Source organism: Pseudomonas sp. MWU318, from assembly GCF_016756945.1.
Lineage (GTDB): Bacteria > Pseudomonadota > Gammaproteobacteria > Pseudomonadales > Pseudomonadaceae > Aquipseudomonas > Aquipseudomonas putida_A.
In genome coordinates this window covers 229,866-242,813 of the sequence record NZ_JAESJL010000006.1, presented here as the reverse complement: position 1 = coordinate 242,813, position 12,948 = coordinate 229,866, and the positions used below count along the sequence as shown (strand labels likewise).

Annotated in this window: 10 protein-coding genes and 2 tRNA genes; 4 read left to right on the top strand and 8 right to left on the bottom strand. The window is 60.5% G+C overall.

Annotated elements, in window-relative coordinates; all coding sequences use genetic code 11:
• Window positions 1-200 precede the first annotated feature (200 nt).
• The 7 genes from dnaB to rnr form a co-directional block, all read right to left on the bottom strand.
• Window positions 201-1,598, bottom strand: a complete 1,398-nt coding sequence (dnaB, locus tag JN524_RS16335) for a replicative DNA helicase (RefSeq protein WP_003221138.1) — start codon at window positions 1,596-1,598, stop codon at window positions 201-203.
• A 120-nt stretch (window positions 1,599-1,718) separates the two neighbouring features.
• Window positions 1,719-2,165: a 50S ribosomal protein L9 gene (rplI, locus tag JN524_RS16330; RefSeq protein WP_003221136.1), complete on the bottom strand. Its 447-nt coding sequence runs from the start codon at window positions 2,163-2,165 to the stop codon at window positions 1,719-1,721.
• Window positions 2,166-2,184: 19 nt separating this feature from the next.
• On the bottom strand, window positions 2,185-3,078 hold the full coding sequence (locus JN524_RS16325; protein WP_202369992.1) for a hypothetical protein: 894 nt from the start codon (window positions 3,076-3,078) through the stop codon (window positions 2,185-2,187).
• 36 nt (window positions 3,079-3,114) lie between these two features.
• Window positions 3,115-3,345 (bottom strand): 30S ribosomal protein S18, encoded by a 231-nt coding sequence (gene rpsR, locus JN524_RS16320; RefSeq protein ID WP_002551829.1) that lies wholly within the window; start codon window positions 3,343-3,345, stop codon window positions 3,115-3,117.
• 28 nt (window positions 3,346-3,373) lie between these two features.
• Window positions 3,374-3,796 carry a 30S ribosomal protein S6 gene (rpsF, locus tag JN524_RS16315; protein ID WP_025111846.1) on the bottom strand — a complete coding sequence of 141 codons (423 nt, stop codon included), beginning with the start codon at window positions 3,794-3,796 and terminating at the stop codon, window positions 3,374-3,376.
• A gap of 295 nt (window positions 3,797-4,091) precedes the next feature.
• A complete protein-coding gene (gene rlmB / locus JN524_RS16310) occupies window positions 4,092-4,856 on the bottom strand; it encodes a 23S rRNA (guanosine(2251)-2'-O)-methyltransferase RlmB (protein ID WP_202369991.1) in 765 nt (254 codons plus the stop codon).
• Window positions 4,853-7,486, bottom strand: a complete 2,634-nt coding sequence (gene rnr / locus JN524_RS16305; RefSeq protein WP_202369990.1) for a ribonuclease R — start codon at window positions 7,484-7,486, stop codon at window positions 4,853-4,855. Before rnr ends, rlmB begins: the two co-directional genes overlap by 4 nt.
• Window positions 7,487-7,711: 225 nt before the next feature.
• On the opposite strand from rnr, the gene JN524_RS16300 reads away from it, so the two are divergent.
• From JN524_RS16300 to JN524_RS16285, 4 genes are all read left to right on the top strand, one after another.
• A tRNA-Leu gene (locus JN524_RS16300) sits at window positions 7,712-7,798 on the top strand.
• 181 nt (window positions 7,799-7,979) lie between these two features.
• Window positions 7,980-8,066: transfer RNA gene (locus JN524_RS16295), tRNA-Leu, on the top strand.
• 290 nt (window positions 8,067-8,356) lie between these two features.
• A complete protein-coding gene (locus JN524_RS16290) occupies window positions 8,357-9,367 on the top strand; it encodes an extracellular solute-binding protein (protein ID WP_041065682.1) in 1,011 nt (336 codons plus the stop codon).
• Window positions 9,367-10,932, top strand: a complete 1,566-nt coding sequence (locus JN524_RS16285) for an ABC transporter permease (protein WP_202369989.1) — start codon at window positions 9,367-9,369, stop codon at window positions 10,930-10,932. Before JN524_RS16290 ends, JN524_RS16285 begins: the two co-directional genes overlap by 1 nt.
• Window positions 10,933-11,010: 78 nt before the next feature.
• On the opposite strand, the gene JN524_RS16280 is transcribed toward JN524_RS16285, so the two are convergent.
• Window positions 11,011-12,945: a methyl-accepting chemotaxis protein gene (locus tag JN524_RS16280; protein ID WP_202369988.1), complete on the bottom strand. Its 1,935-nt coding sequence runs from the start codon at window positions 12,943-12,945 to the stop codon at window positions 11,011-11,013.
• Window positions 12,946-12,948 lie beyond the last annotated feature (3 nt).

Below are 12,948 nucleotides of genomic sequence, written 5' to 3'. Positions count from 1 at the left end.
ATAACCGGTGTTGGCTTTCATTGAATTTCGCGGGCGCGGAATATAGCACAAATTTTGACCAATTCCGACGGCTGTGGTCGGAAATTGTGCTTTACCTGTGGCGAGGGAGCTTGCTCCCGATCGGCTGCGCAGCAGTCGAATTCTGGGGGGTTGCTGCGCATCCCGGCGGGAGCAAGCGCCCTCGCCACAAGTGCTCGACGTTACTCGTCGTCGTCGAAGTTGTAACTGCCCGGCGCGAGGTTTTCGAAGCGGGTGTACTTACCGATAAAGGCCAGGCGGATAAAGCCGATCGGGCCGTTCCGCTGCTTGCCGATGATGATTTCGGCGATGCCCTTGTGCTCGGTTTCCGGGTGATACACCTCGTCCCGGTACACGAACATGATGACGTCGGCGTCCTGCTCGATCGCTCCGGATTCCCGCAAGTCGGAGTTCACCGGGCGCTTGTTGGGACGTTGTTCCAGGGAGCGGTTGAGCTGCGACAGCGCCACCACCGGGCAGTTGAATTCCTTGGCCAGGGCTTTCAGGGATCGGGAGATCTCGGAAATCTCGTTGGTCCGGTTGTCACCGCTGGAACCCGGAATCTGCATCAACTGCAGGTAGTCGATCATGATCAGGCCGATGTCGCCGTGCTCGCGCACCAGGCGCCGGGTCCGCGCACGCATTTCCGACGGGCTGATGCCGGCGGTATCGTCGATGAACAGTTTGCGATCATTGAGCAGGTTGACCGCCGAGGTCAGGCGCGGCCAATCGTCGTCTTCGAGCTGACCGGAACGCACCTTGGTCTGGTCGATACGACCGAGGGACGAGAGCATACGCATGATCAGCGATTCACCTGGCATCTCGAGGGAGTACACCAGCACCGCCTTGTCGCTGCGCAGTACGGCGTTTTCCACCAGGTTCATGGCGAAGGTGGTCTTACCCATCGACGGACGGCCGGCGACGATGATCAGGTCGGACGGCTGCAGGCCACTGGTCTTCTCGTCGAGGTCGGTATATCCGGTGGAAAGACCGGTAATCGCGTCGGCAGTGTTGAACAGGGTGTCGATGCGATCGATGGCCTTGGTCAACAGTTCGTTGACCCCCACCGGGCCGCCGGTCTTCGGCCGCGCCTCGGCGATCTGGAAGATCTGCCGCTCGGCTTCGTCGAGGATCTCTTCGGCAGTGCGGCCTTCGGGATTGAACGCGGCGTCGGCAATTTCAGTGCTGATGCCGATCAACTGGCGCAACGTCGCCCGCTGGCGAACGATCTGCGCATAAGCCTTGATGTTGGCGACGGACGGCGTGTTTTTCGCCAGCTCGCCGAGGTAACCGAGGCCGCCGACCTGAGACGTCTGACCTTCCTTGTCCAATTGCTCGGCAAGGGTCACGACGTCGATCGGCATGTTCTGATCGGCCAGTTTGGCGATCGCACGGAAGATCAGACGGTGGTCATGTCGGTAGAAATCGCCATCGGAGACTTGATCGAGCACGCGTTCCCAGGCGTTGTTGTCCAGCATCAGACCACCGAGTACGGCCTGTTCGGCCTCGATGGAATGCGGCGGCACCTTCAGGGCAGCGGTTTGCAGATCGTATTGCTCGGGAGCGGTGATTTCGTTCATGGCCACTTGGAGTCAGGTTTGAAAACGGGAGTACCAGAAAGACAAAGGGCACGACCTGTAAACAGGATCGTGCCCGATGTTACCGGCAAGCACCCGAGGGTGCCAGCCGACAAGTATTGCTTAAGCTGCTACCACGACAACGCGTACGGTGGCTTCAACTTCGGCGTGCAGGTGCACAGCCACGTCGAATTCACCCACGTTGCGGATGGTGCCGTTCGGCAGACGAACTTCGCTCTTCTGCACTTCAACGCCGGAGGCGGTCAGAGCGTCAGCGATGTCGTGAGTACCGATCGAACCGAACAGCTTGCCTTCGTCGCCAGCGGTGGCAGTGATGGTCACTTCCAGCTCGGCCAGTTGGGCAGCACGGCTTTCAGCCGATGCTTTACGGTCTGCGGCAGCTTTTTCCAGCTCGGCACGACGCTCTTCGAACGCAGCCAGGTTGGCAGCGGTCGCAGCGGTAGCTTTGCCGAAAGGCAGCAGGTAGTTACGGCCGTAACCGGCCTTAACGTTTACTTTGTCGCCCAGGTTGCCCAGGTTGGCGATTTTTTCCAGAAGGATCAGTTGCATGTGGAAATCCTCTTAACTTTTAACCTTCACCGTTCGCGTTATCGGTGTCTTTCGACACGTGACGACCGCGAAAATCAATCAGGCTGTCGACAATGGCCAGAACCACGAGCAACGGATAGAGCAGCTGCATGAACAACAGCAGCGTGACGTACAACCCCACCAGCCAGAAACCGGCCAGTCGCTTCTGCCCGACCAGCCCGTGAATCAGGGCGAGTCCGGCGAACACCAGCGGTACGCTGCACAACGGCGTCAACATGGCCATCTGTGCACCGAGATTCGGGCCCAGAAGCATCAACGCCAGCAGCAACATCGCCGGCCCCAGCGGGATCCGGATGGCGCGAAACTCGCGACCAAAACCACCCGGGTTGTACAACAACGCCTGCCAATGCCGCCCGACAATCAGGCTCAGCACGCTGACGATCTGCAACAGAGCCGCAATCAGTCCGGTCAGGACTGGTGCAATCAGGGACGCGAAGCGCGCTTGCTCATCGACCGACAATTGCTTGTAGGTTTCACCAAGAAGCGCCGGCATGACCTTTATCAAGGCCTGCGCGAGCATCTCGATCTGGGTCGCAAACGCTGCCCCGAGCACCACTGAAAACACCACTCCCATCACTACGCTGACCAGCAGCGTGCGAACCCAGGACTCGCTTGCGCGCAACACCAACGCAAGCCCCGAAGACCCCAGCAGCACCAGAAGTGCCCGTGGATCATCGGCATACAGCCACCAGACCAAAGCCGGCAGCAGCCCCAGAGACAGAACACCCAGGGCGTCCGTCAGTCCGCGCCGCAGAAGCACCAGGCTCCCGGCGGCAGCACCCAACCAATACAACAACGGCAATGTTGCACATCCGGCCACCACGAGAGTGGCCTGCATACGGCCTCGCATGATGAACTCAGCTAAGGCACGCATGCATTCAATCCTTTGCTACTTGTCGACTGCCCGGTCTCAGCGGCCGTGGCTGTCGGTGTAGGCCAGCAGGGCCAGGAAGCGGGCGCGCTTGATAGCGGTGGCCAGCTGACGCTGATAACGAGCTTTGGTACCGGTGATGCGGCTTGGAACGATTTTGCCGGTCTCGGATACGTAGGCTTTCAGAGTGTTGAGATCTTTGTAATCGATCTCTTTCACGTCTTCAGCGGTGAAGCGGCAGAATTTACGACGACGGAAGAAACGTGCCATTTGATAGGCTCCTTAAAAGGTCCGTGGATTACTCGTCAGCGTTATCGCTGTTGTCGCTGTCATCACTATCAACGCTATCAGCGCCTTCGTGCTCAGGACGGTCGCGACGCTCACGGCGCTCACTGCGGTTTTCTTCAGCCTTGAGCATCTCGGACTGGCCGGTAACGGCTTCGTCGCGACGGATGACCAGGTTACGGATCACTGCATCGTTGTAGCGGAAGTTGTCTTCCAGCTCGGCCAGGGCCTTGCCAGTGCACTCAACGTTCAGCATCACGTAGTGAGCCTTGTGAACATTGTTGATTGCGTAGGCCAGTTGACGACGGCCCCAGTCTTCCAGACGGTGGATTTTGCCGCCGTCTTCTTCGATCAGCTTGGTGTAACGCTCAACCATGCCGCCGACTTGCTCGCTCTGGTCAGGGTGGACCAGAAAGATGATTTCGTAATGACGCATGAATGCTCCTTACGGGTTGTAGCCTGCCGCTCAAAAACGGTCAGACAAGGAGTGAATGACACTTATGGACTTGCTGGCGCGGGGCACATGCGTGCCTGCCGTCACAGCAAGGGGCGCAATTGTAGAGAAGGGACTGCGGAGGTGCAAGGCAATTGGTGATTATTTGAACAATCACCGGGAGACACCTGTAGGAGCTGCCGAAGGCTGCGATCTTTTGACTTTGATTTTTCAAAACAAGATCAAAAGATCGCAGCCTCGCTTCACTCGACAGCTCCTACAGGTCACACAAAGATCTTTATTGCTTGGCGGCAGCCTTGGCCTTTGCACCGCGCTGACGCTGCGCTTCGAACAGGCACACACCGGTGGCCACGGACACGTTGAGGCTGCTGACGCTACCGGCCATCGGCAAGTTCACCAGATAGTCACAGTGCTCGCGAGTCAGGCGACGCATGCCTTTGCCTTCGGCGCCCATGATCAGGATGGTCGGGCCGGTCAAATCCTGGTCATAAATGCTGACCTCGGCCTCACCCGCTGTGCCGACAACCCACAGACCGCGCTGCTGGAGCTTTTCCAGAGTGCGCGCCAGGTTCGTCACCGCCACCAGCGGAATCACTTCCGCCGCGCCGCAGGCCACTTTACGCACCACCGGCGTCAGGGTTGCCGATTTGTCCTTGGGCACGATCACCGCCAGCGCGCCGGCAGCATCCGCCGAACGCAGGCAGGCGCCGAGGTTGTGCGGGTCGGTCACACCGTCGAGCACCAGCAACAGAGGTGCGCCTTCGGTGCGGTCGAGCAGTTCGTCGAGCATCGCCTCGCCCCAGACCTGGCTCGGACTGACGTCCGCCACCACGCCCTGGTGCACGCCTTCAACCCAGGCGTCCATTTCGCGGCGTTCGGCCTGACCGATCTGCACACGATTTTCGTTGGCCAGTTCGATCAGGGTCTGCACGCGCGGATCGTTGCGGCTTTCGGCCAGCCAGATCTGCTTGACGCGTTTCGGGTGGTGACGCAACAACGCTTCTACCGCGTGAACGCCGTAGATTTTTTCCAACTGACTCATGACTTCGCCTTCGGTTTACGCGACCCGCCACTTTTGGCTGGAGCCGAACCCGCTTTTGGCGGGCCTTTACGGTGTTTGCTCGGTTTGGCTGGCTTGCCGCCGGCGGCCTTATCAGGCGCCGACCGTCCGGTCTTTCCCCCAGACGCCGCTTTACCACCGCTTTTGGCTTCGGCCAGCAAGGCCTTCTTCAATTCACGGCTCTTGCGCAGCTCGGCATTTTTCGCCACTGCATCGCTTGGGCGATAGGCCTCGACAGCCTTCTCTTTGGCTGGACGACGGCTGGCGGTTTTCGCCGGAGCCTTGTCTTCCACAGCCTTGGTCGCTGCCGGAGCAGTGCTTTCGCTGCCGCGCTTCTTGCGACCGATCGGCGCGCTGATGGTTTTCTCGGCCATCTCGAAGTCGATCTTGCGCTCGTCGAGATCGACGCGCATCACGCGCACTTCAACGGTATCGCCAAGACGGAAGCTGCGACCGGTGCGCTCGCCCGCCAGGCGGTGATGCACAGGATCGAAGTGGTAGTAATCGCCCGGCAGCGCGGTAACGTGCACCAGGCCTTCGACGTAGATATCGGTCAGCTCGACGAACAGGCCAAAACCGGTCACGGCGGTGATCACACCCGGGAACGATTCGCCCACGCGATCCTTCATGAACTCGCACTTGAGCCAGTTCACCACGTCGCGGGTGGCTTCGTCGGCACGGCGCTCGCTCATCGAGCACTGCTCGCCGAGTTGCTCCAGCGCTGCTTCGTCGTAGGGATAGATGCGCGCCTTCGGAATGGTCATCGCCCCGGCACGACGAACGTGCGGAGTGTCCTGTTTCGAATGGATCACGCTGCGGATGGCGCGGTGCGTGAGCAGGTCCGGGTAACGACGGATCGGCGAGGTGAAGTGGGTATAGGCTTCGTAATTCAGGCCGAAGTGGCCTTCGTTCTGGGCGCTGTACACCGCCTGGCTCAGGGAGCGCAGCATCACGGTCTGGATCAGATGGAAATCCGGACGGTCCTTGATGCTCGCCAACAGGGCCTGATAGTCCTTTGGCGACGGGCCATCCTTGCCTTTGTGCAGGGACAGGCCGAGCTCGCCGAGGAAGGCGCGCAGTTTTTCCAGACGCTCCGGTGGCGGGCCGTCGTGGACACGGTACAGCGCGGGGATTTCGTGCTTCTTGAGGAATTCGGCGGTGGCCACGTTGGCCGCCAGCATGCATTCCTCGATCAGCTTGTGCGCATCGTTGCGGGTGGTCGGACGGATTTCGGCAATCTTGCGCTCGGAACCGAAGATGATCCGGGTTTCCTGGGTTTCGAAATCGATCGCGCCACGCACGTGACGGGCCGCCAACAACACTTTGTACAGCGCATAGAGCTGCTTGAGGTGCGGCACCACGTCGGTGTATTCGCCGCGAAGCTTGCGCGCTTCGGTGGCCTTCGGGGTTTCCAGCATCGCGCTGACCTTGTTGTAGGTCAGACGGGCGTGGGAATGGATCACCGCTTCATAGAAGCAGTAGTCGGTCATTTCGCCGGACTTGGAGATGGTCATCTCGCAAACCATGGCCAGACGATCGACGTGCGGGTTCAGCGAGCACAGGCCGTTGGACAGCTGCTCCGGCAGCATCGGCACCACGCGCTCGGGGAAATACACCGAGTTGCCGCGCACCTGGGCCTCGTTGTCCAGTGCCGAACCGATCTTCACGTAGCTGGAGACGTCGGCAATCGCCACGTACAACTTCCAGCCGCCGGAGAACAGGCGCAGCTTGCCCGGCTTGGCTTCGCAGTAGACCGCGTCGTCGAAGTCGCGGGCATCTTCGCCGTCGATGGTAACGAACGGCAGATGGCGCAGGTCGACACGCTTCTCTTTGTCTTTTTCTTCGACTTCAGGCTTGAGCTTGGCGGCTTCTTTTAGCACCGCTTCAGGCCAGACGTGCGGAATGTCGTAGGTACGCAGCGCGACATCGATTTCCATGCCGGGCGCCATGTAGTTGCCGACCACTTCGACCACATCGCCTTGCGGCTGGAAGCGCGGCGTCGGCCAGTGGGTGATTTTCACCTCGACGAACTGACCGATCTGTGCGTTGGCGTTGCGGCCTGGCGTAACCAGCACTTCCTGCTGGATCTTCGGGTTGTCGGCAACGACGAAACCGATACCGCCCTCTTCGAAGTAGCGACCGACGATGGTTTCGTGAGCACGGGACACCACTTCGACGATCACGCCTTCACGGCGGCCACGACGGTCGAGACCGGAAACACGGGCCAGCGCACGGTCGCCATCGAACACCAGACGCATCTGCGCCGGGCTCATGAACAGGTCATCGCTGCCGTCGTCCGGCACCAGGAAGCCGAAACCGTCACGGTGACCGCTGATGCGGCCAAGGATCAGGTCGAGCTTGTCCACTGGCGCATAGGTGCCACGGCGGGTGTAGATCAATTGAGCGTCGCGCTCCATGGCGCGCAGGCGGCGGCGCAGGGCTTCGATCTGGTCTTCTGTGGTCAGACCAAACTCTTCAACCAGTTGCTCGCGGGCAGCTGGCGAACCCCGATCGGCGAGATGCGCCAGGATCAGTTCGCGGCTGGGAATAGGGTTTTCATATTTTTCCGCTTCACGAGCGGCCTCGGGATCGAGGGACTGCCAATCGGCCATTAGAGAGTTTTCACCTTGTCTATATGCGGGTTAGTTTGGCATAGGCGCCATCAAACGGGAAATTTCCGACTATATAAGGCCCTTCTGGAGCCTTGTATCGACGCCTGAAAGCCCTTTTGAACACCGCTGGTAAAAAAATTCATTTTTTTTGCTGACAGGGGTTTACAGTTAAAAAGGCGCTCCGTATAGTGCGCGCCATCGACGACGTACACACGTTGACGAGATGCCCAGGTGGTGAAATTGGTAGACACGCCAGCTTCAGGTGCTGGTGACCTTACGGTCGTGGAAGTTCGAGTCTTCTCCTGGGCACCAATTTCGAGTTTGAGACTAGAACAGTTTCGAGACTCACACAAAAACCCGCGAAAGCGGGTTTTTTGCATTCTAAGGAACGGATTTGTTAAACCCGATTAATTAAAATTAAATCAGGGGTTTACAGATCAAAAAGCGCTCCGTATAGTGCGCCACATCAACAGCGGCAACGCTCGCGATGAATGCCCAGATGGTGAAATTGGTAGACACGCCAGCTTCAGGTGCTGGTGACCTTACGGTCGTGGAAGTTCGAGTCTTCTTCTGGGCACCAATTCAAACTCAAGGTTACGACGTTGAGTTTCCCGAGTACCCGCGAAAGCGGGTTTTTGCGTTTCTGGCATTTGAAAACCTGCGCCCCGCCCCTGTAGGAGCTGCCGAAGGCTGCGATCTTTTGACCTTGCTTTAAAAACAAGATCAAAAGATCGCAGCCTTCGGCAGCTCCTACCTTATCAGCGAGTGCGCCGTACCAGACCTGGCGGCGCCCCGCAAGGCGCACTTGAGAAACAATATCGTTTATCATTGTTGCAAGTTTTTGCAATGCGACAGTGAGGAACCCTGCGAATGATGTTTCGAAATACCCTGCGCCGCGGCTTGACCTTCACCCTGCTCGGCCTGGCACTCGCCACTCCCCTCACCCAGGCAGCCGATGCGGTTTCCCTGACGCTCTACAACGGTCAACACAAGGAAGTCGGCGATGCGATCGCCAAGGCTTTCGAGGCCAAGACCGGCATTCACGTCAACGTACGCAAGGGCAGCAGCAACCAGCTCGCCAGCCAGGTCATCGAAGAAGGCGACCGTTCCCCCGCCGACGTGATCTACACCGAAGAATCTCCTCCGCTGAACAACCTCGGCGAGCAAGGCCTGCTGGCCAAGACTGACGACGCCACGCTGGCCGTGCTGCCCAAGCAATACGTCGCCGGCAACGGCACCTGGATCGGTGTCACCGCGCGGGTTCGCGTGGTTGCCTACAACCCGAAACTGGTCGATGAGAAAGACCTGCCGAAGTCGGTGATGGAATTCTCCGATCCAAAGTGGCAAGGCAAAGTCGGATTTGTCCCGACCAGCGGCGCCTTCCAGGAACAGGCCGTGGCGATTATCAAAATGCACGGTCGCGACGCCGCCGAAGAATGGCTGACCGGCCTGCGCGCTTTCGGCAAGACCTACAGCAACAACATGGTCGCCCTCAAAGCCGTGGAAAACGGCGAAGTCGCCACCGTGCTGGTGAACAACTACTACTGGTTCGCCCTGCAGCGCGAGAAAGGCAAGCTCGACTCGAAACTGCATTACTTCACCGGCGGCGACGTCGGCGGACTGATCACCGTGTCCAGTGCTGCCGTGCTGAAATCCAGCAAACATCCAAAAGAAGCCCAGCAATTCCTTGCCTACATGGCCAGTGAGGAAGGCCAGCGCGTGATCACTCAGACCACCGCCGAATACCCGCTGCACAAAGGTATGGAATCGGATCGCGGTCTCAAGCCGTTCAGCGAACTGCAAGCGCCGAACGTGACCCCGGCCGATCTGGGCAACGCCGAAGAGGCGCTGGAGCTGGAACGTGAGGTTGGCCTGAACTGATGACCGCATCGTTATCCGCCCCCGCCGCGAGCGGGGGTTACGTGCCACGACGCAAGCGCCCGTCGATCTGGCTGGTGCTACCGGTGTTATTGCTGGTGGTCATGAGCCTGTTGCCACTGGCCTACGTCGGCCTGAAAGCCTGGCAAGCCGGCTGGGCTGAGGCGCTGCACTTGTTGTGGCGCCCGTATGTCTTCGGTCTGCTGCGCAACACACTGGCGTTGATGGTTGGTGTAACGCTGACCTGTGGCGTGATCGGCCTGTCGCTGGCGTGGTTGCTGGAACGCAGCAATCTGCCGGGCCGACGTCTGTGGGGCGTGATTCTGTGCCTGCCATTTGCGGTGCCGGCGTTTGTCAGCAGCTTCACCTGGGTGTCGCTGAGCGCACAGTTTGAAGGCCTCGGCGGGGCGATTCTGGTGATGAGCCTGTCAAAGTATCCGCTGATCTTTCTGCCGGTCGCGGCGACCCTGCGCAACCTCGATCCGTCCCTGGAAGAATCCGCCCGCACCTTGGGACAGAATCGCTGGGGCGTGTTTTTCCGCGTCACCCTGCCGCTGCTCTGGCCGTCGCTGCTGGCTGGCTCGCTGCTGATTGCCCTGCACATGCTGGTCGAGTTCGGCGCACTGTCGATCATCGGCCTGCAAACCTTCACCACCGCGATCTATCAGCAATTCGAACTGGAATTCAGCAATGCCAACGCAGCGATGCTTTCGGCGGTGCTGCTCGCACTGTGTCTGATGCTGTTGTGGCTGGAGCTGCGGGTGCGCGGCAAGGGTCGCCATGTACGCACGGGCCAGGGTGCAGCGCGTCAGGCCGAGCAAGTACGGTTGGGGTCGTGGGCGGTTGCCGGTCAGTTGTATTGCCTGTTGCTGGCGATTGTCGGCAGCGGGATCCCGTTGGGCATGCTCGCGTACTGGCTGGCGGTCGGCTCTTCGGCAGCCTTCCCGGTCGCGGCGATCACCGAAGCCCTGCTGTCTTCGCTGGCCTTGTCGTTGGGTGGCGCGGCGCTGTGCCTGCTGCTGGCGGTGCCGGTCGGGCTGCTGGTGGTGCGTTACAAGGGCCAATTGGCGATCTGGGCGGAGCGCTTGCCGTATCTGCTGCATGCGCTGCCAGGCCTGGTGATCGCGCTGACGCTGGTGTATTTCGCCCTGCATTACATGCCGGCGCTGTACCAGACCTCGGCATTGCTGCTGATCGCTTATGCGCTGCTGTTTTTGCCATTGGCACAGGCGCCGATTCGCACGGCACTGAACAAGGCTGCGCCGCAACTGGAAGAAGCGGCGCGCACGCTGGGGGCGTCGTCGTTCACAGCGTTTTGCCGGGTGACTTTGCCCATCATCTTCCCGGCACTGGGTGCGGCGTTTGCGCTGGTGTTTCTGGATGCGATGAAGGAACTTACGGCGACGCTGCTGCTGAGTCCGACCGGACTGAACACGTTGGCGACGGAAGTGTGGGCGCATACCGCGAATGTCGAGTTTGCGGCGGCAGCGCCTTATGCGGCGCTGTTGATTGTGGTCTCCGGGCTGCCGGTGTATCTGCTGACGACGCGGATGTATCTGAGCCGCTAAAAGATCGCAGCCTGCGGCAGCTCCTACAGGAAAATTTGCGTTTCCTGCAGGAGCTGCCGCAGGCTGCGATCTTTTGATTTAAGCCCTGAACTGTCCCAGACTCGCCTTCAATTGCGCCGCCAGGCCATCCAGCACCTTGCCACTGGCCGTGGTCTCTACCACCGCTTGCGCCGCTTTCTCGGCCTGGGCATGAATCGTCTCGACCCGCCCGCGCACCGCTTGCGCGCCCTGCGCTTGATGCGCCGCCGCCTGCGTCGCCAGACGGATTGCCGCGTGCACTTGCTCGACCGAAGCCTGCACCGACTGCTGCAACCGTGCGCTGTCGCGCAACACCAGCAAACCTTCGCTGGCCTGACGCCCGGCCTGACCGATTGCTTCTACCGCCTCACGCGCGCCCTGCTGCAACGCGACGATGTGCGCCTGAATGTCACCGGTCGAGCTTTGCGTCTTGCTCGCCAAGGCGCGCACCTCGTCCGCGACCACGGCAAAACCGCGTCCCGTCTCACCGGCCCGCGCCGCTTCGATCGCCGCATTCAGGGCCAGCAGGTTGGTCTGCTCGGCTATGCCGTGAATCACCGTCAGCACCACTTCGATCTGTTCACTCTGCTGCGCCAGTCGCTCGATGACTTTCGCCCCGGTGTCGACCTGCCCGGCCAGCGCCTCGATCAGACTGCCGACCTTCGCCGAGGTCCGAGTGTTTTCGTCGGTGGCCTGGCGAATATCCACCACCTGTTTCAACGCCGCCTGCATGGCGTGGCTTTCCGATTGCGCTTCGTCAGCCATTTGCGACAGCGCGCGCAGGCTTTCCGCCACTTCATCACGCTGCATCCCGGCCGCCGCGTCGGCACCGGCATTGCGCAGGGTCATGGCGCCGATTTCCACGCCGGTTCGCTGGGCTACGTCGCCCGCCTCGCGCACGATCGGCTGCAACTTATCCACAAAGCGATTGACCGCCGAGGCCATGTCGCCGATCTCGTCCTTGCTGTTGATCTGCACGCGCTTGGTCAGATCGCCCTCGCCTGCCGCCAGATCGTCCATCGCCGCATTGAGCATCTTCAAGCGATTGACCACCCGGTGCCCCAGCACCACTGCCAGCAACAGCAACACGCCGCAGCCGACCAGCGCCAGGCCCATGCCGATGCGCCAGCGCAAGGTCGCGGCGGCTTCCTGCACGGTGCTGGTGGTATTGGCTTTCATTTCGGCAGCGGTGGATTGCGCCGACTGCAGGCGCGCCTGCATTGCCGTCGCGCTGTCGGCGGCGGCGCCCTTGAGGCTGTCGCCCACCAGCTGATCACTGCTGGCGATCAGCGCCGAGAAGCGCTGGTCGAGCGCGGCCAGATCGGTTTCCACCGACGCCGTCGAAACACCCATCAGCACTTTGCCGATTTCCACGCCATTGGGATTGATCGAAGCTTCAAGGTAGTAGACCGACGGATCGTTTTTCGCCGCGTCCAGCACCTTGTCCAGCGCACGCTCGCCCTGGCCCTTTTCCAGCAAGGCCTTGTTGATCGGATTTTCGCGGTTGAGATAACGCGTCAGATGCTGACCGGTGGCATCGTCGTAAACCACGAACAACACGTTGGGATTGCGCTGGGCGCGGCGAGCAAATTCGGACAGGGTCGGTACGTCGCTGTCCCACATGGCGCGCGGCGCCACCGAGGCGAGCAACTGAGCCATGTCATTGGCCGAGTCCTTGAGGTCCTTTTCCAGTGTCGTACGCAGTTGCGCCTGCTCTTCCTTCAGACGGGAAGACAGGCCGGCGGTCAGACGCTGCCGGGTACTTGAGGAAAGGTTATCGAGGCTTGAGGTGACCTCACGCCCGGCCTGTTCCAGCTCGCCGGAGAGCTTTTGGCTGTCAGCGCCCAGACGAGTGCCGAGATCGGCCTCCAGCGCCGTGACCGTGCTTCGTGTCAGGGCGACTGCCACCAGCACTTGCACCAAAAGGGCGATACCAAGGGTAACGAACACGGGCCGCAACAAACGGCTTTGTAACAGTGAGAGAACGGCCGACACTGT